Source organism: Bradyrhizobium prioriisuperbiae (assembly GCF_032397745.1).
In the GTDB taxonomy this organism is placed as follows: Bacteria; Pseudomonadota; Alphaproteobacteria; order Rhizobiales; family Xanthobacteraceae; genus Bradyrhizobium_A; species Bradyrhizobium_A prioriisuperbiae.
This window is the reverse complement of record NZ_CP135921.1, coordinates 7,856,568-7,875,052: the sequence shown is the minus strand read 5'-3', so window position 1 is coordinate 7,875,052 and position 18,485 is coordinate 7,856,568. Positions and strand designations below refer to the sequence as shown.

The window sequence follows — 18,485 nt, the reverse complement described above, 5'->3', positions numbered from 1 at the left end:
ACGTTGGGACACCGATGATTGGACAGCCTCAGGCTTCGTTGCGTTCTCTTACGCATCCACAAAAGCGCATCTGGCTGGTGGAGCAACTGTATCCCGGAACGCCGATCCACAATCTGGCCGGGTCAGTCACCTACGCAATCAGCCTGGATTTTGAACGATTGAGATTGGCCTTCAATCAGCTGTCCGACGTGTATGCGACAACCAGGATACGGCTCGTTCGATCCGATGCCGGCGAGCCAAAGCAGTACGTCGCCGATTGCGCAGCGCTCGCGATTAATATTGTCGACTTCTCCGCAATCGAGAACTCCAGGCTGGCCTTCGAAAGGTGGCGCGACATTGAGGCTCGGCGTCCATTCGAGCTTATTGAGTCTCCTTTAATGCGCGTTTCGTTCTTCCGAATTTCGGAGGACGTGTGTGGCTATTTGGTCAACTGCCATCATTTGATTTGCGACGGTTGGTCGATGCAGCTCGTGGCGTCCTTTGTGACGGCGGCTTACAATGGCTCAGGCGATCAAATAGAGAAGGGCCCGTCTTATTTCGAATTTGCAGGCAAGGAACTCAGTTATCTGCAGTCGCCGCAATGCCAAGAGGGCAAAATATTCTGGTTACGTGAACTCAAAGGGTTTCAGCTCTGTCCTGTCGATCGCGCAGGGATCCTCGGAGTGCAGCGAAAGGTGTCGATAGCGCCGGAGCGTGCGCGGGCTCTGCGGCAGGCGGCGCGCGATCTCAAGGTGTCATTGGGCTCGCTTCTTACAGCCAAGCTCTTTCTGTATGTGGCGGAATTTCAAAAGGCCACCGATATTGTAATCGGCATGCCTGTATTAAATCGTGTTGGCGTTCAGAAACGCTCCTTTGGTATGTTCACTAGCACCATGCCGGTTAGAATTCAGTTCAAAGCGGGTGAGTCCATCGCAGCATTGTATCAACGGGTTCAAGGCACCGTTGCTAAATGCTATCGACATCAACGATTTCCGTTCGATCTTCTCGTCCGGGAGCTGTCAGACAGTCGAGCAGGCGGGCAGTTGTTTCAAGCTTGCATAAACGTATACAACACGGACCTAACGCAAGCAGCGCGGATTGGCGATCATGGCCCGTCAGTTGAAGAATGTTACGTCGGCTGCCAGCTGTTTCCTCTCTACGTCGTTGTGAAAGAATGGTCGGCGGCAGGGGCGATTGAGCTCGATATCAATTACAAGCGTGCGCACTATTCGGATGCCGACGTCGACCATCTGGTGTCGATCTTAGCCAGCGGCCTATCTCAGGGGGAAGGTGAGGACGCGGCAGACTCTTGCGTGAGTGAGCAACTGGTTCGGCGCACATGGCCGGAGGTGCCAGTTTCCATCGATGTAGAGCTCCAACCTAATCCGCAAGTCGGTAAATTCCCGAGTGACGGGCGTCGTCGGCCCAGGGAGCCCTGCGTTCGAGGCGAAAGGCGCCCATTGCCGAACATTCTGGAAATTGCGTGGGCCTTATACCCGACTATCTCAGTTGCAGACCGCGGCGTCTCGGTACTGAGCGCACTAGGAATTCTTCTAAGCCGCGCATGTGCCGCGGATGAAGTTCTACTTGGAATTCGCGGAATCGATAAGGATGAGTCGCGCGATGGTCTTTTGAAAATAATCGTGAAGCAGGATGCAAGCATCAGATCGGTGGTAGACCAGGTCAGGGCGCAAATTGTGCAAGGTGTTTCCCATCTCTGTCCTGTTGGATTTGACGGGGTTATCGTTGATCTTGGTTATGAGGCAACACAGAGGCCTGATCAAGTTAATGCGAGCGTTACGGTTGAGATCGGCCAACAATTTGCTCAACTTGACTTCGACGCATCGCAGTACGATCAAGCTGAGGCGACCCGAATATGCGCAAGAGTGGCTCACGTTTTGCGCATGGTCGCGGAAAGCCCTGCGGCGGTGATCGCGGAAGTCGAGGTCGTCTGTGAGAGCGAAAAGCAGCTCTTGCTCGACGCGTTCAACTCCACCGACGCAGCGTATCCTGAAGATCAAACCATTGTGCAGCTATTCGATGCCGCGGTTGCTCGGAATCCCGATCGACCGGCAATATACTCGAACACGGCAACCCTATCGTATTCAGAGCTGCATCGTCGAGCAAATGGGTTCGCTCGTCTGTTGCGCGATCGCGGCATTAGACGAGGAGCGATCGTTCCAATCATGTTGGAGCGATCAGCTGAGCTGCTAATAGGTATTCTCGGAATATTGAAAGCCGGAGCAGCGTACCTTCCTATCGACCCGAGTTATCCTGTGGCCCGTATTCAGTTCATATTGGCAGATTGCAGTGCAGCTTGCCTTGTGTCCCGTGTCGGCTCGACCGCGGACCTGGTTGGATTTGACCTCGTCGAAGTGGGGTTAGACGAAGAGACGGTTGGGCCGGTCGATGAAATGGCCGGCGCCCGTGATCTAGCCTATGTTTGCTACACCTCGGGGTCCACCGGACAACCGAAAGGCGCAATGATCGAGCATCGATCACTTGTCAACCGACTGCACTGGATGCAGAGAAAATACCCTCTGACCCACAAAGACGTGCTGCTGCAGAAGACATCTATTTCGTTCGATGTCTCCGTGTGGGAATTGCTGTGGTGGGCCCTGGCGGGTGCTTCACTTTGTCTTGCCAAGCAGGGAGACGAGAGGAACCCAGAAGAATTGGTGAAGCGGATTGACGAATTTCACGTGACGGTCATTCATTTCGTTCCTTCAATGCTGCAGGCGTTTTTGAATCATCTCGAATCCTGGGCGGACCTGCATCCGTTGCGAAGCTTGCGGCGGGTGTTTGCCAGCGGCGAAGCGCTGGGACCAGATCAAGTCGGCGCCTTCAATCGCCTGTTCGGCGGTTCCGTTAGTTTAACGAACCTGTATGGTCCGACGGAGGCAACGATCGACGTAACCTATCACGATTGCTCGGGAACGGGTCCCTGCGATCGCGTTCCGATTGGTCGGCCGATCGATAATACCTACCTACGTGTCCTCAGTCCTGGATGTAAACTGCAGCCTATTCATGCGCCGGGAGAACTTTACATAGGTGGCATTGGGGTGGCGCGTGGTTACCTGCATCGCGATGAACTGACCGCGCAGCGCTTTATCATCGATCCTTACTCACCAACGGAGCGGCTATATCGCACCGGTGACGTCGCGCGGTGGCTTCCTAACGGGGAAGTTGAGTATCTTGGGCGGAACGATGATCAAGTTAAAGTTCGCGGGTATCGAATAGAGATCGGAGAAATCGAATCTACGCTCCGCAACCATCCGGCAGTCAAGGATGCCGTGGTGGCCGTTCGAAAGTCGAATCTGGGGACCGACAGTCTCCATGGGTTCGTCGTACTTAAGTCAGAATGCTCTGAGGGGGCATTTCAAGAGTTTCTGACCGCGAGCCTTCCTTCATTCATGGTGCCGACATCGATCAGTCAGATCAAAAGCATCCCTGTTGGGCCGTCCGGCAAGGCAGATCGAGTCGCGCTACTGGGGCTATCACCCACATCAATAGGAGAGGAGCCATCGACGCCTCTGGAGGGCCTTTTGGTCCAGGTCTGGAGAGATGTGCTCGAGGCGCCCGAAATTGGTGTTTCCGACAACTTCTTTGCTTCCGGAGGGGACTCTATCAAGGTTCTCTCGGTGGTGTCGAAAGTGAAGTTATACGGCAAAGCGGTATCTGCGGAAGACGTTTATCGGAATCCCACGGTTCGAGAGCTTGCATCGGTTGTTCGCGAAGCAACTACGAATTCCATCCAATCCAATGAGAGTCCATTCGCCCTGTTGCGGGCGGAGGATCGCGCGCGGGTGCCTGGCTGGGCAGAAGACGCTTACCCGCTGTCATGGCTTCAGCATGGCCTCATCTTTCAATCTCACCTCATAAGAGAAAGCCCGCTGTATCACGATGTGTTCAGCTATCAGATCAAGGGAGTTTTTGACAGAGGCGCCTTCGAGGTCGCTGTGTCGAAATTGTGCCAAGCTAACACAATCATCCGCACAAGTTATCGATTAAGCGGAGTTTCCGAGCCGATACAAATCGTTCATCCCAACATTCCGTTGCCGCTCACCATTCGTGACCTTCGTGGTCTAGCGGCCGTGCAACAAGGCGAGATCATTGAGGCGGATATCCGTTCCATCCGCGATAAGAACTTTGATTGGGAAAATACGGGCTTGGTTGGATTCCATATCCATGTTCTCAACGAGAGCGAATATACCTACACAATCGACTTCCACGATTCCGCTCTCGATGGATGGAGTGTCAATCTTATTCACCGTGATCTATTCAAATACTATTATGCCGCCCTCGACGGAAGAGTCGATCCGCCCGGTCGCCCGGCATCGACGTTTCGTCAATTCATTGCGATAGAGAGGAGTGTCTCGAAGGACCGGCAACACAAGGCATATTGGGACAGTGTTCTGGCCGGAAGTAGTTGCTTGCGGCTCCCTAGGTGGGGAAATGCGAAGCGCGCGGCTTCGACAAAGGTCAACGTGCACCACGTTTCCGACGACGTCGGATTGTCCAATGACATCAAAAAAGTTGCAGCTCGTTTAGGCGTTCCCGTAAAGACCGTGCTGCTCGCCGCGCATGTCTACGTGTTGTCGTTGCTGACAAGTGAGCGAGATATCGTAACGGGTTACGAGTACGGAGTGCGGCCGGAGCTGCAAGATAGCGCGAACGTTATTGGGCTTTTTCTCAATACGCTTCCCTTCCGTATGGAAGTGAAAGAAGGGATGACTTGGCAGGATATAATCTTGTCTGCGTATCGCACAGAGGTCGATTTTATTGCGTACCGACGTTATCCGATGGCTAAAATCAAGGAGGATCGGAAAAGCAGAGGGCCGCTCTTTGAGACTGTGTTCAACTTTACCCACTTCCATATTTTGACGGAGCTCCAAAATCTGCCCGGTTTTAAAATGATGGATGTGATGGTGCGGGCAGAGACGGAATTTCCCTTCAGGTTCGAATGTTCAATTCACCCGTTCACCAATGTTATCCTCTTGTGGATTCACTTTCATGCAGACGTCTTTGAAAAGACGCAAATCGAACGGATCGGCCAGTACTATGTGCGCTGCCTCGAGGAGATCGTTCACAATCCAGCGTTACTGCCCGACGCCGGCAAAGTTATTGGTGCGGTTGAATGTCAGGAGCAGCTGTCCGGGTTCAATCGAGAAAAGCAGTCGATTCCGCGTGAATGCTTCCACACGTTATTTGAGCGAAGGGCGGCATCGCACCCTGATCGCATTGCAATAGTCTGTGGTCGTAACGAATGGACATACTCGGAGCTTGATCAAGCAGCAAACCGTATCGCCGGAGCAATTTACGCACGTACCAGAGGAGAAGCTATAGTCGTTGGCGTGTCGATGAAACGCAGTGCGATGTGGGTGGCTTCTGTTATCGCGTGCTTCAAAACACGGTGTGCTTATCTGCCGATAGATGACAGCTATCCGCTGCAGAGACGTGAGGAAATGCTCTCGAAGAGCGGTGCGACGGTGATTGTCGCCATTTCTGAAGAAGAGGGGAGTGAGTTTATAAGAACGGTGGTTGGCCGCGGCGGAATATTGGTGATTTTTGCGGAACATCAAATCGGCGCTGGGACGATTCATGCGCCGGTGGTCGATGTGTCGCACGATGATTTGGCGTATCTGATGTTCACGTCCGGGTCGACGGGGTCGCCAAAGGGTGCGATGGTTCGGCACGGCGGTATGTTGAACCATCTGTTCGCGAAGGTGTCCTGCCTTGGGATGTCTGAGGGCGATGTCATCGGTCAGAATGCCTCGCAGAGTTTCGACGTCTCGCTTTGGCAAATGTTGGCAGGGCTTCTGGTGGGCGCCCGAGTTGTCATTGTCGAGCAGGATGAGTTGCTCGACATCCGACGTTTCATAGCGAGGCTTCGGACGACAGAGGTGTCTGTTCTGGAGGTTGTGCCATCATACCTAGCAGTGCTGTTGGATCACTGCGAATCCGGACAGGTTGAGTTCGATAGTCTTCGTTGGCTCCTTGTCACGGGAGAGCACGTGCGCGCGCGCGTATTGGAGCGATGGTTCGGCAAATTCCCTCGGATCCCGATTGTGAACGCTTACGGGCCAACTGAAGCGTCAGATGATATCTGCCATCACGTCATGATCAGCCCGCCGCCGGGGGAGCGCGTGCCGGTTGGGCGTCCACTTCCCAATTTGAACGTCTATGTGCTGCACCAACTGCGCCGGGAGATCGTCCCGATTGGGACTGTGGGGGAGGTTTGTGTGTCGGGCATAGGTGTGGGAGCGGGATACGTGAATGACCCGGCGAGAACGGCGGCTGTCTTTGTGGAAGACCCATTTAAGCCAGGACAGCCAATGTACAAAACGGGAGACTTGGGACGTTGGAACCCCGACGGAACGTTGGAACTCGTGGGTCGCGTCGATGAACAAGTGAAGGTCAGAGGTAACAGGGTCGAGTTGGGTGACGTTGAAGCGAATCTCCTGAGGTGCCCTGGGGTCGTTGGGGCAGCCGCGGTTCATGACGAGGTTAGGCAGTCGTTGGCTGCATTTGTCGTGGCGCAATGGCAAGTGCGACCACGTGAAGTCCGAAGACAGTTATCCTTCAATCTGCCAGAGCACATGGTTCCTAGTCGTATCATTCAACTTGATGAGTTGCCTCTCTCGGAGAATGGTAAAATCGCTAAACAGAAGCTAAGCGATCTGCTGCAGGGTCTCGAAGACGAGATCGTCCCAATTTCGCCTCCCACAACTGCATTGGAGCTGGAATTGAGCACAGTGTGGTCGGAGCTGCTCGAGGTCGATGCTAAGCGGATCAATCGTAACAGTAACTTCTTTGAACTTGGCGGAAACTCGTTGAAAGCTATGGAGCTGGTGATGCGGCTTCAAGACCGTTTCTCGATAAATGATGTATTCAAGTATCCGGAGCTCGATGAATTGGCGCGGCGAATTGAGTATAATTTCGGTGAAGATGAAGAACGACTGCTCATCGAATTTTACGCGTCCAGCGCCGAACGTGTCGCGATAATCGGTTTTACTTATGCTGGTGGACACGCTGCAAATTTTAAGCCCTTATTCGATGCGATTAGCGCCCAACGAACGGATCTCAGCTGTTACGCAGTAGAAGTGCCGCGCAAGGTACCGATCGTGGAGGATGTCACGGCGGTTGCGCAGCGGTGTGCAAGAGAGATTCAGGAAAATATTCGAGTCCCGGTTGTGCTGTGGGGACACTGTTCCGGTGCAGCACTCGCGCTGGAGGTTGCGAGGCAACTGGAGAGTTATCAAGTTGACGTCCGCCTGGTGATTCTTGGCGGGAAGCTGATTAACACGCCCGTTGTATCGAAGATTCGGCGGCATCTGAAACAAGCGTTGTCGTTGCTATTGCCCGTTTCAGCCGAGACCATGTCTCCCAAGCAAATTAAACGTTGGATGATCTATAGATCCGGGTTCGATGGCTTTGACAGCCTGGGTGAAACAGAAGCGCAGATCATTATTGAGGCGTTCCGGCAAGATGCTGTCGCCGCTGCGCGGTTCTTTGATCGGGCTAGTACATACCCATCGACGACAAAGGTTAAGTCGCCGATCCTCGCGGTTGTCACGCGGGACGATCCATTGACGAGAAGTTACCGTAAGCGGCATGAAAACTGGAGAATGTTTTCGGACCGCGTCGGTTTGGTGGTTCTCAAAAATGGAGGGCACTACTTCATCAAGACGCGACCGAAGGAGGCGGCAGATATAGTCGTTCGAGCTCTCCGGAGGCTTGGCACCGACCCGACTGATCGGGAATTGACATCAGTTGCGGTTGAACTCTCGGCGGTGGTGTAAGATGGACACGCGAAAGAAACTAGGAGCGATCATCCTTAAGGCGATCGGATCGAAGCATATCGATAGCGAGATCCCGATGGCGGCATCGCTGCATGATATCGTACTGTCATCCTTGCAGTTTGTCGTAATCTTAGGAGAGGTCGAACGAATATTCGAGATTGTACTGCCAGATGAGTATCTAGATCCATCCAAGTTTGACAGCTTTGGATCTCTCGTGGAGCTGGTCGAGCGACTGCGAGGCGTCCATGCCTGACGATCTGATTACTATCAAGAGTAGGATCCCCGTCCGCACTCGGTCTCCGAGCATCGCTCCACCGTTTCGTGTCCCGCCCAGCCTTGCCGGCCTGGAAAAATTTGAAAAAATGATCCAGGACGATGTGTTTTATTCAATTCATCTTCCTAGGACCGCGATAGAAGTGCAGTTGAAAATCGAAGCGTTCAATCCCGCTGGGTCGATTAAATTCAAAACCGCATTAGCTATCATGTCAGATCTTCAACGTGCTCGCAGCTTGCGCGCCGGGTCGACGATAGTTGAGTCATCTTCGGGCAATTTAGGTCTTGCTCTGGCGATCTTAAGCGGATCGCTCGGCCTTCGGTTCATCTGTGTTTGCGACCCGAATATTTCTCCTGATACGCGGCACTTAATCGAGGCACACGGAGGTGCGCTCGAGCAAGTTACGAGCACCGACAACAACGGCGGCTTTCTGGGCACGCGGCTTGCTCGAATTGAAGAACTCAGGAGAGGATCTCCCGAAGTCGTGTGGACAAACCAGTATGCGAATCCAGCCGCGAAGTGGGCTCATCACAGATGGACAGGGCCGGCAATCTCGCGACGGTTTCAGAAGATAGATTTCTTGTTCGTTGGTGTTGGAACGTCTGGCACGGCCATGGGCTGTGCGGAGTATTTTCGGGCGCATGCTCCGGTCACGCAGGTGATCGGGGTTGACAGTGTCGGATCTGTGACGTTTGGCGCCGAGCCGCAACGACGTTATCTGCCAGGCTTGGGGGCCAGCCAGAAGCCGCAACTGTTTGACCCGCAGTTATTGGACGACAAGGTTATGGTTCCGGAGATCGATACCGTGCGCGCTTGTTGGGATTTTCGGCGAGAACATGGCTTTTTGATTGGTGCGTCGACCGGGACGGTACTGGCGGGAATACGTCTCTACGCGAATAAGATACCGCCTGGCTCGTCCATCGTTGCGATTAGCCCCGATTTTGGCGAGCGCTATGCTGGCACTCTTTATGCGGACCAGTGGGTCAAAGAGAGATATCCGGACTTTGATATGCGCCGCTGATCCGTGCATAGACTGACATTGTAAGAGGTAGCCTCATGGCAGAGGTGTCGGCCAGAGCATTCTCCGTTATTGGTAGCGACTACATCAAGCAATTCACTACTGAAAACGTTGCTCAAATTGTTGATTTGGTCAAAGAGACCTATCGAATTCATGGAGAGGGGAAGACGATCAATCCGGATAGCTATTTTCTTCGATTTCCGGGGCGACCGTCAGCGCGCATTATTGCATTGCCAGCAGCAATTAAGGATCAGGAGCCAATCGTTGGTTTGAAATGGATATCGAGTTTTCCGGAGAACCTCTCCTATGGATTGAATAGGGCGTCGGCCGTATTAATCCTCAATGATTATGCGACCGGTTATCCTTTGGCTTGCATGGAAGGATCCAACATCAGTGCTGCGCGAACAGCCGCTTCGGCTGTATGTGCTGCGGAGCTGCTACATCCGTCGGGAAAGATTGTCAGTCGGATGGGAGTAATTGGTGCGGGCCCAATCGCACGAACAAGTTGTGAATATCTCATTCGTACAGGATGGAAAGTTGGTGAGTTCCGTGTGTTGGATCTGGAGAAGGCGCGCGCAGAAGTATTTGCGGATCAGTTGACGTCGTGTGATCAGCGAGCTGCGGTGTATGATCGTTACGAAGACGTGCTCTCAGCCAGCGATTTGGTACTGTTTGCGACGACGGCGGCTGCGCCTTACATCAATGATGTCGAGCTGTTCCGGCACAATCCAACTGTCCTGCACCTTTCGCTTAGAGATCTTTCGATTGAAAATGTTTTGTCGTGCCAGAACATCGTCGATGACGTGGAGCATTGCTTGAAAGCGAACACGTCGGTCCATCTCACAGAGCAATGCCTCGGTCATCGCAAGTTCGTTAGCGGCACAATTTCTCAACTAATTGCGGGCGAGATGCGCGCAGACAATGATCGCCCTCGACTGTTTTCACCGTTCGGGCTTGGAATTCTGGATCTCGCCGTAGGCCGTGTGATCTACAATAAGTACCGTCGTGATCTGGGAGGATCGGCCGTTGCTGGGTTCTTTCCCGAAGATTAAGAATGCGGGTTTTAAGTGCAGCGGAGGACTAGCGCGACAGTCGCTATATAGTTGGTCGTGATCGCAAAACGCCCCTCCACTGAAGCAAGAAAGGATTGATCCGGGTCAGGTAGCTGGGGAGCCTGCACGCAAAAGCGGCTAGGGACGCCCGTGTATCGAATTTGTATATCGCCGAATGATATTCGTCTGCGAAATTTGGGATAGTATGCTTTAAAAACAGCTTCCTTCGCCGAGAATGTGAGCGGTGCAGTGCTGTCTCGAAGCTCGATAGGCAACTTGTTGTCGTTCCATAACGCGCGTTCATCACGGTCTGCAATGAGTGCAATTACGTTAGGCGCGAGAGAAACACGGTGCTCCAGATCTATTCCAAGAGCTGTCAGGATGCTCGCGCTGGCAACTGCAGCGACGGCACAATAGTCGGTGTGTGATATGCTGCCAACTATGTCGCTTGGCCAGATCGGGCCCCGATCAGGCGCGGGATGGATAGGCGCGGGTCGGAAACCCGCGGACGCCAATGCCAGGTGAGCGTAGTGCCGGCCGGCGGCGAATTCCCGCTGACGCTTTGTGACTGCTGAGCGCACCAGTTCATACTCGCTATCAAATAGCGTTGTGAGCGGTGCAGCGATCGGTCCACCGTGAACGAATACTCCGTAAGGCAGGATTGATCGAAATAAGGCGGCAATCTCTGGCTCACTGGGCGGGGCTTGCTCAGGCTGGAGCATCCTAGTGCTCCTCAACTAACGACCGTGGCGTCTTGGATTCGCATCGGAATATCGCTATGTGCGGGATCGGCGTGCGGCGACCAACATCTGCATTATCTTAGGTGACCAAAATTCCGTCGGGAGTATGGTTCCGGCACTCATCCGAACAAAATCATCCATGCAATCGGAATCTTCTCGAATTGCCTCGAAGACCTGCCGCATCCTTTCGGGCAAAGGGTCGAGTTTTGCCGTTCGGCACGTGAGTTCATACATTCGGATAACGCGCTCGTCGCGAAGTCGCTGATAGGCTTCTAGGGCCTGGTTCTCGTCGGGGTTTCCAAATGCGCGGTGCAAGGCGTCAGCGCCGCGCTCTCCGTCAATAAATGCATCGGCAATCCCCTGCGCGGTCATTGGGTCTTTGCTGTATCCGGCGTCTCCGATTAGCATCCATCCGTTTCCGTGCGGTTTTCGGAAATAATTAGGAACGGCCATCCCGGTGATTCTTGTATCTCGGTGCGCCGAACTGAGGCGGTCGGCCAGTTCCGGTACTTGGGCAAGGGCGTCCAAGTATGTGCTCTGGATGTCGATACGGTTTTTTTCGTGCTCATGGAACGGCCAAGCGACCGATATGATTGTAAGATTGTCGTTTGTCGGAGCCGCGGAGATCATCCGGTTGGGGCGATTGTAGGCTTCAAAACGATCGATCTTGGAAACGTTACTCCAGTACGCGTAATACAGAGCGGAGAGAGGGGGTTGTTCGTTGTACTGTTCCGCTCTTACGAGCCTCGCAACAACCGAATTGCGACCGTCGGCTCCGATAACAATCTGGGCCCGTTCCGAATGTTGCTTTCCGCTCATGATCGTTTTGACACCAATGACACCGGAATCTCCAAATTGGAGGTTTTCGACCGTGCAGTTTTCTCGAATCTCGACGCCCGATGCAGCCGCTGCGTCCACCAAGAGCTTATCGAGAATGGTTCGCCGAGGGCAGAAGGCCACCGGCATCTCCGGCGTTCCCGGAGAGCCGGAAATCTGGATTTTGTCGAAATCAAATGAATAGGTGTGGATGGGAGGACATCCAGAGGCCGTAAGCTTGTCCAGCAACCCCCATTCGGCCAATCGGGCAACGCCCTGCGGTTGCACAAGATGGGTTGAGATGGTGTCCTTGGGAAAGGCCACCCGGTCAAGCAGCAAAACTCGCCAACCGCGGCGAGCCAGTAGCATCGCTGCGGACGATCCGGCACAACGGGCGCCTACGATAATAGCGTCGTACCGGGCTGCCATTCGCCTAATCCTATTTGTCCAGGCGGGCGGCGCACCTACCCTGTCGCTTCATTCTCCGCCAAGGTTGAGATACAATCACAAATTGCAAGGGAACAGGCAACAAGATCTTTGAGCCACCGCGAGACGTCACGATGCTGACGTTCGCGGCTCGCCGATAGTCCCGGCATCGGATCTTGGAAAGTTTGGGGGCGGGATGTCTGGTAGGCTCTGCCGTTGGATCGACGACGCGATAGCTGAGATACTACGGAGAGACTCAACCTATTTCGAGCGCTTTCCGCTGGTGTTTCCCGTGTCGGAGGGGCTGCCGGCCGAGAGTGAGAATGGCTTGAGTTCGTCAAGTCACACAGAGACGGCTGAGATCCTCGCCACCACGGTGTCGCAATGTCGCGCACGAGGCGCGACGATACGACAAGATGTCTCTGCCCGTGATCCTGTCGCCGACATGATACTCAAGACTGCACTCGCGGGTCGTCGCCCGCTTTCCGAGATATGCCTGCATGCTGATGAACTTGACCTAATGTCGTGTATACGGGTCGATTATCGGGAAGGCACCACACGGCGAGGATCGCGATATTTCGTGCGGCGCGATGGCAGCATCCCGGTCGTTCTAGTGAATGCGATTGGTGCGCCGCTGGATCCATGGTCTCAGTTGATCGCGGACCGATCTCACGACCTTCGTATCATTATCGTCGAGAGTCAGTGTGCTGATTTGTTTAATGGAGGCATGAGGAGGTATGTGGACCTTGGCTCCGATGTGGAGGAGATTTACAGCGCTCTTTCTCGAGAACGGATCGGTCAATTCTCCGTTTTGGGCTGGTGTAGCGGAGGTCGGGCGGCCACAGAGTTGGCGGTTAGAGGTGCCGATCAGGTGAGTTTCCTCGTACTCGTCTCTCCATCATTCTGTGGTGCAGCAGGGGTCGGGCCGCAGTTAACCGGTTTCGAGAGTGGAATAGGGCAGATGTGCACCACGGTGCGTCAAAATCCAGCCGCAGCAAATTTTTTCGTTCGAAGTATCGAGAAGCTTGCGCAGTCAGGTGATTGGGCGAGAAATTTGCACGATCCCATCAAGCGTGGCGCTGCTCTGTTTAAGCTGCCAGCGAAGAGACGCGCCGGTGCGCTTGTCGCGTCAATGTTGGATTGCGAATTTCTGCGCAATTATGCAGCACGAGATCTTTCAGATAGCGAGTATCAGATCCATGAAGCGTTGAAACGTGTTGCTGCGCCAATTCTATTGATCACTGGTGATCACGATAACATCGTGAATAGCGAGTACGTGTCATCCGTGTTGGACGTTTGGGGAAATGACGTGACGTTGGCAGAGATAAGTGGAGCAGGGCATTATGCCCAGGATCTGCAATATGCTCATCTTACGTCGCTCATAGATCGATTTCTGAATGGTACTTTCCCATCATCAAATGAGCGGGTAGCAGTCAGGTCCATTGGGAAGTCAACGATTTCGAAGAGTAGCAAATAATAGAAATACTTGGGGTAGTTGTGCGTTAATCCGAGTGTGCTCGGCGCCTGCGGCGGTACCCACCGCCGGTTTGGTGAATTTTAACCCAATTCGTCGTTCGGCACAGCGGGCGCACTTCTCGTTGAGCGCTTGATTGAGGTCAGCTAGGATAAGCATGTTGAGAGTACCGATCGCGCCGTTTCGGAAGGCGGCCGCCAGATCGAACAGAGTTTCATGATCTAGAGACTTCTACCGAAAATTCCGCGCCTTGACAGTCAGCGTGTCGATGTGGAGATCCGGAATATAGATGTCCCGCGGTTTGACCGTGGGGGACAGTTTCGGTTCGCGGCTGTCGAAACCGCTGCCGCCGTGTTTGGCTTCGTCGCCGCGGCCGGCCGGCAGGGTGAACGCGTCGATGCCGCTGATGCTGCGCAGCAGGTCGGATTGGTCGATCAGATATTCAGCGACCAGGTGAACCACGCCGCTAACGCTTTGCACTGTGCCCCGGCAGGCCATCATCTGCGCGCCCAGGACGATCTTGCGCTGCTTGTCGAATAGCGACGGCCACACCACGAGGTTGGCTATATTGGTCTCGTCTTCCAGCGTGATGAACATGACGCCTTTGGCCGAGCCGGGGCGCTGGCGCACCAGCACCAGGCCCGACACGGTGATGCGAGAGCGGTCCGGCGCGTCGCGCAGCCGTGCGCAGGTCGAGATGCCGGACTGGCTGAGCTGATCGCGGACGAACGAGAGCGGGTGCGCTCGTAAGGTCAGGCCATGGGATCGGTAGTCCTCAACCACCTCGCGCCGCTCGGTCATGGAGGGCAATGCCACCGCTGGTTCGATAACTTCTGGCTTGAACTGTCCTTCGCGCCGGTCGGCCTCGCGAAACAGCGGCAAGGGGTCATTGTGCACAACCTTGATGGCCCATGACGCCTCCCGACGGCCCAAGCCCAGGGAGCCGAATGCATCCGCTTTCGCCAGTTGGACAAGGGCGGCGACTGGCGCCTGGGCACGGCGCGACAGATCGAGCACGCTGGCGTAGGGGGCGTTGCGAGCCGTGACGATCCGTCGGGCATCTTTTTCAGCAAGGCCGCGGGTCAGGCGCAAACCGAGCCGGACGGCACGGCGTTTGTCGTCCAGGGATTCAAGGGTGCAGTCCCAATCGGAGGCGTTGATATCGATCGGGCGGATCTCGACGCCATGCTGGCGGGCATCGCGGACCAGCTGTGAGGAATCGTAGAACCCCATGGGTTGGGCATTGACGATGGCCGCGCAGAACACATCCGGATGATGGCATTTCATCCAGCTCGAAGCGTAGGCGATCAGGGCGAACGACGCCGCATGGCTCTCCGGGAAACCGTAGGAACCGAAGCCCTCCAATTGCTTGAACGTGCGCTCTGCGAACTCGGGCGTGTAGCCATTGTCGATCATGCCGGCAACCAGCTTGTCCCGGAACTTGTTGACGCCACCGGTGAACTTGAAGGTCGCCATGGCGCGGCGCAACTGATCGGCTTCGCTGGCGGAAAATCCCGCGGCCACCATGGCCACCTGCATGGCCTGCTCCTGGAATAGGGGCACACCGAGGGTCTTGCCGAGCACCTTTTCCAGCTCGGGCTTGGGGAAGGCGACTGGCTCCCGGCCTTCGCGGCGGCGCAGATAGGGATGCACCATATCGCCCTGGATCGGACCGGGGCGCACGATCGCAACCTCAATGACCAGGTCGTAGAAGTGCCGCGGCGCAAGGCGCGGCAGCATCGCCATCTGTGCCCGGCTTTCGATCTGGAACACGCCGACCGTGTCCGCCTCGCGGATCATGGCGTAAGTTTGCGGATCCTCCGCCGGGATGGTTGCGAGATCGAGGTCGATGCCCTTGGCCGATTTGAGCAGGGTGAAGGCGCGGCGCATGCAGCTGAGCATGCCGAGGCCCAGCACGTCGACCTTCATGAAGCCAAGCGCCTCGATGTCGTCCTTGTCCCATTCGATGACTTGCCGGTCGTCCATCGCGGCGGGCTCGATCGGAACCATCTCGTCAAGGCGGTCCAGTGTCAGCACGAACCCGCCTGGATGCTGGGAGAGATGGCGCGGCGTGCCGATCAGCTGCTGCGCCAGCTCAAGGGTCAACCGCAGGCGCCGATCCTCAGAATTGAGGTTCAACTCCTTGAGTTCGGCCTCGGTGACCCCGTCCTCGCTCCAGCCCCAGACCAGCCGCGCAAGGCTGCCGGTGATGTCTGCCGGCACACCCAGCGCCTTGCCAACCTCGCGGACAGCGCCGCGCGCTTGATAGCGGGAGACGGTGGCGGTCAGCGCCGAGCGGTGCCGGCCATAGGTCTCGTAGATCCACTGGATCACTTCCTCGCGCCGCTCATGCTCGAAATCCACGTCGATATCCGGTGGCTCACGGCGCTCTTCGGAGACAAAACGCTCGAACAGCAGGCCCTGACGCACCGGATCGATAGCGGTGACGCCGAGCACGAAGCAAACCGCGGAATTGGCCGCCGAGCCGCGGCCCTGGCACAAAATGTCCTTGGAGCGGGCGAAGCGGACGATGGAATGCACCGTAAGGAAGTAGGGCGCATACCCCATTCGTTCGATCAGGCTCAGCTCGTGGCGAAGCTGCATCGCCACATTGTCGGGCACGCTATCGGGGTAGCGTTGGGCTGCGCCCTCCCAGGTCAGCTTTTCCAGGCGGTCCTGTGCGGAGAGGCCGTCCAGGCTCTCGGTGGGATAGCTGTAGGTGAGCTCGTCCAGCGAGAACGTACAGCGGCGTGCGATATCGAGGGTGCGGGCGACCGCGTCGGGATAGCGCCGGAATAGCCGCGCGGTCTCCGCGGGCGGCTTCAGAAAACGGTCGGTGTGTTTTTCCTTGAGGAATCCGGCTTTGTCGATCGTGGTCTTGAGTCGGATGCAGGTCACAACGTCCTGAAGCATCCGCCGCTCCGGCGTGTGATAGAGCACATCGCCGGTGACGACCGTTGGGACGCCGGCGGCTTGGGCGACCTCAGCGATGGCGCGAAGCCGCGCCGCATCGTTCGGCCTGAACCGTCGTGTCAGGCTGCAATAGACGCGATTGCCGAACGCCGCCTTGAGCCGCTGGAGATTTGTGGGGAGGGCGTCGTCTGCGGTGTTGGGCACAAGAATGGCGATCAGGCCCTCGCACCAGGCCTCCACGTCGGTGATCGAGAGCGAACATTTGCCCTTGCCGGCGCGTCCCTTGCCGATCGACAGCAGCCGGCACAGCCGGCCGTAGGCCGCACGGTCGGTGGGGTAGACGAGCAGCGAAGGGAAATCCTCAAGATCGAGCCGGCACCCGACGATCAGGCGTACGCCGGTGACCTTGGCGGCCTCATGGGCCCGCCCGATGCCGGCCAACGAATTGCGATCAACGATGCCGAGCGCGGAGATGCCGAGGACGGCAGCTGTCGCAAACAACTCCTCGGCGCGCGACGTGCCACGCAGGAACGAGAACTGAGAGGTGACCTGGAGTTCGGCATAACTCATGCTTCACCCAACCCGTGCAGCCACCAGCGTCCGCCGGCATGCGCGGGCGCATCACGGAACAGCCAGAAACGTTCTCCGTCAGCACATTCGACCCTGTAATAGTCGCGCTGCAGGCCGATATCCTTGTCCGACACCCACCACTCGCCAAGGATGCGTTCCGGCCCGTCGGCCTTGATCACGCGATGGCGGTTCTTGCGCCAGACAAAGAAGGCCGGCGGCGCGTCGGGGACTTGCGCGATGGCGTTTACGAGCTCGGGTGGCGACAAGAGCCGGGCCGGGCGCGGCAGATCGTCAGGCCAGGACAGGCCCTTGGGCGGCGCGACGGGGGCTACACGTTCGACCGCGCGCTCCGGAATATCGCTCTCGACCGGCGCCAGACGATAGACGCGTCCCGGGCCAAGGCGGGTGCGCAGTGTGTCGACCAGCATCCCCAGGTCCGCGTCGCTCTCATCATCGGCGACGTGACGCCCGATGGTTTGCCGCTCGCTCAGGGCCTCGACCCAGGATGCCGTGAGTGTCGCGCGCTCGATGCCGAACCCCGGATCGACCAGCACCAGCCGTTCAGACAGAAGTTTGCCGAGATGCTTGGCGTCGCGGGTCGGCCGCGAGGTGCCGATGCGCACGGCCTGGGCAATGTTGTCGACCCGCTGGAACACCAGATCGAGCCGGCGTGCGCCGATGCCTCTTGTTTCCAACGCGTCTGCCAGCATCCGGCAGAGCCGAACGATGATCCGCTGCAGATCCGCGGGATCGCCGATGGGCTCGGCAAAGGCGAAGGTGACGAAGGGGACCTCCGGGGGCTGCAACGAGACGAGCGCCTCGGTGGCCGTGCCGAGTGCCTGGTCGAAGCGCAGCAGCAGATCGCCGCCGAAGCGGGTCTGCAGCGATGCGCGCGGCTTGCTGGCGAGCTGCGCGATACGCTCGATCCCGACATCGGCCAGGCTTTCGACCGTGTGAGCCGGCAGACGCAGCGCAGCGACCGGCAATGGGCCAAGCACGTCCGACATCTTGCCCGGTGGGACGATGTCCTGACGGCCGAACCGCGCCACTGCCCAGGCGCAGCCGGGTGTATCCGCTACAGCGACCCTCGCGGAAAATCGCGCGGCCTCGAGCCGTGCGCAGAGATCGCTCATGACCGCGGCCTCGCCCTTGAACAGGTGGGAGGACCCCGCAATGTCGATGAAGACGCCGGCCGGTGGATCTGGGGTCACCAACGGCGAATAGCGGGTGCACCACAACGCCAGCTCTGTCAGCGCGGCTTCATCCTCGTCGGGCGTCGCATCGATCAGCACCAGGTCCGGGATCAGCGACTGGGCATGAGCCGCGGTCATTCCCGGACGCAGGTTCTGCCGGCGCGCGGCGTCGTCGACGGTGGCGATCAGGCGCCGGTTGCCGTCCTGGACCAGCGTGACCATGGGCCG

9 protein-coding genes are annotated in these 18,485 nt (G+C 56.7%); 5 read left to right on the top strand and 4 right to left on the bottom strand.

Annotation, left to right across the window (positions count from 1 at the left end; translation table 11 throughout):
* Positions 1-14 precede the first annotated feature (14 nt).
* From RS897_RS36635 to sbnB, 4 genes are read left to right on the top strand one after another with little or no spacing between them, the layout of a single operon-like run.
* Positions 15-7,781, top strand: coding sequence for a non-ribosomal peptide synthetase (locus RS897_RS36635; protein WP_315833534.1), 7,767 nt, complete (start codon positions 15-17; stop codon positions 7,779-7,781).
* Position 7,782: 1 nt separating this feature from the next.
* Entirely contained in the window at positions 7,783-8,034 is a 252-nt protein-coding gene (locus RS897_RS36630) for an acyl carrier protein (RefSeq protein WP_315833533.1), read from the top strand.
* Positions 8,027-9,076, top strand: coding sequence for a 2,3-diaminopropionate biosynthesis protein SbnA (gene sbnA, locus RS897_RS36625; protein ID WP_315833532.1), 1,050 nt, complete (start codon positions 8,027-8,029; stop codon positions 9,074-9,076). The genes RS897_RS36630 and sbnA overlap by 8 nt, the downstream gene beginning before the upstream one ends.
* A 35-nt stretch (positions 9,077-9,111) precedes the next feature.
* A complete protein-coding gene (gene sbnB / locus RS897_RS36620; RefSeq protein WP_315833531.1) occupies positions 9,112-10,125 on the top strand; it encodes a 2,3-diaminopropionate biosynthesis protein SbnB in 1,014 nt (337 codons plus the stop codon).
* An 11-nt stretch (positions 10,126-10,136) separates the two neighbouring features.
* On the opposite strand, the gene RS897_RS42385 is transcribed toward sbnB, so the two are convergent.
* Both RS897_RS42385 and RS897_RS36615 read right to left on the bottom strand, forming a co-directional pair.
* Positions 10,137-10,847, bottom strand: a complete 711-nt coding sequence (locus RS897_RS42385; protein WP_407654370.1) for a 4'-phosphopantetheinyl transferase family protein — start codon at positions 10,845-10,847, stop codon at positions 10,137-10,139.
* A 54-nt stretch (positions 10,848-10,901) separates the two neighbouring features.
* Positions 10,902-12,110, bottom strand: a complete 1,209-nt coding sequence (locus RS897_RS36615) for an NAD(P)/FAD-dependent oxidoreductase (protein ID WP_315833530.1) — start codon at positions 12,108-12,110, stop codon at positions 10,902-10,904.
* Positions 12,111-12,303: 193 nt separating this feature from the next.
* Here RS897_RS36615 and RS897_RS36610 point away from each other — a divergent pair, with 193 nt between their 5' ends.
* Entirely contained in the window at positions 12,304-13,584 is a 1,281-nt protein-coding gene (locus tag RS897_RS36610; RefSeq protein WP_315833529.1) for an alpha/beta fold hydrolase, read from the top strand.
* A 228-nt stretch (positions 13,585-13,812) separates the two neighbouring features.
* On the opposite strand, the gene RS897_RS36605 is transcribed toward RS897_RS36610, so the two are convergent.
* Positions 13,813-17,064: an error-prone DNA polymerase gene (locus RS897_RS36605; protein ID WP_315833528.1), complete on the bottom strand. Its 3,252-nt coding sequence runs from the start codon at positions 17,062-17,064 to the stop codon at positions 13,813-13,815.
* Complete coding sequence (locus RS897_RS36600; protein WP_315833527.1) at positions 17,061-18,479, bottom strand: DUF6504 family protein; 1,419 nt, start codon at positions 18,477-18,479, stop codon at positions 17,061-17,063. Before RS897_RS36600 ends, RS897_RS36605 begins: the two co-directional genes overlap by 4 nt.
* Between the last annotated feature and the right edge of the window lie 6 nt (positions 18,480-18,485).

Bases quoted from the DNA above. Each gene is read 5' to 3' on its own strand.
- RS897_RS36635 (WP_315833534.1), top strand. From the start codon at position 15: ATGATTGGACAGCCTCAGGCTTCGTTGCGTTCTCTTACGCATCCACAA.
- RS897_RS36630 (WP_315833533.1), top strand. From the start codon at position 7,783: ATGGACACGCGAAAGAAACTAGGAGCGATCATCCTTAAGGCGATCGGA.
- sbnA (WP_315833532.1), top strand. From the start codon at position 8,027: ATGCCTGACGATCTGATTACTATCAAGAGTAGGATCCCCGTCCGCACT.
- sbnB (WP_315833531.1), top strand. From the start codon at position 9,112: ATGGCAGAGGTGTCGGCCAGAGCATTCTCCGTTATTGGTAGCGACTAC.
- RS897_RS42385 (WP_407654370.1), bottom strand. From the start codon at position 10,847: ATGCTCCAGCCTGAGCAAGCCCCGCCCAGTGAGCCAGAGATTGCCGCC.
- RS897_RS36615 (WP_315833530.1), bottom strand. From the start codon at position 12,110: ATGGCAGCCCGGTACGACGCTATTATCGTAGGCGCCCGTTGTGCCGGA.
- RS897_RS36610 (WP_315833529.1), top strand. From the start codon at position 12,304: ATGTCTGGTAGGCTCTGCCGTTGGATCGACGACGCGATAGCTGAGATA.
- RS897_RS36605 (WP_315833528.1), bottom strand. From the start codon at position 17,064: ATGAGTTATGCCGAACTCCAGGTCACCTCTCAGTTCTCGTTCCTGCGT.
- RS897_RS36600 (WP_315833527.1), bottom strand. From the start codon at position 18,479: ATGGTCACGCTGGTCCAGGACGGCAACCGGCGCCTGATCGCCACCGTC.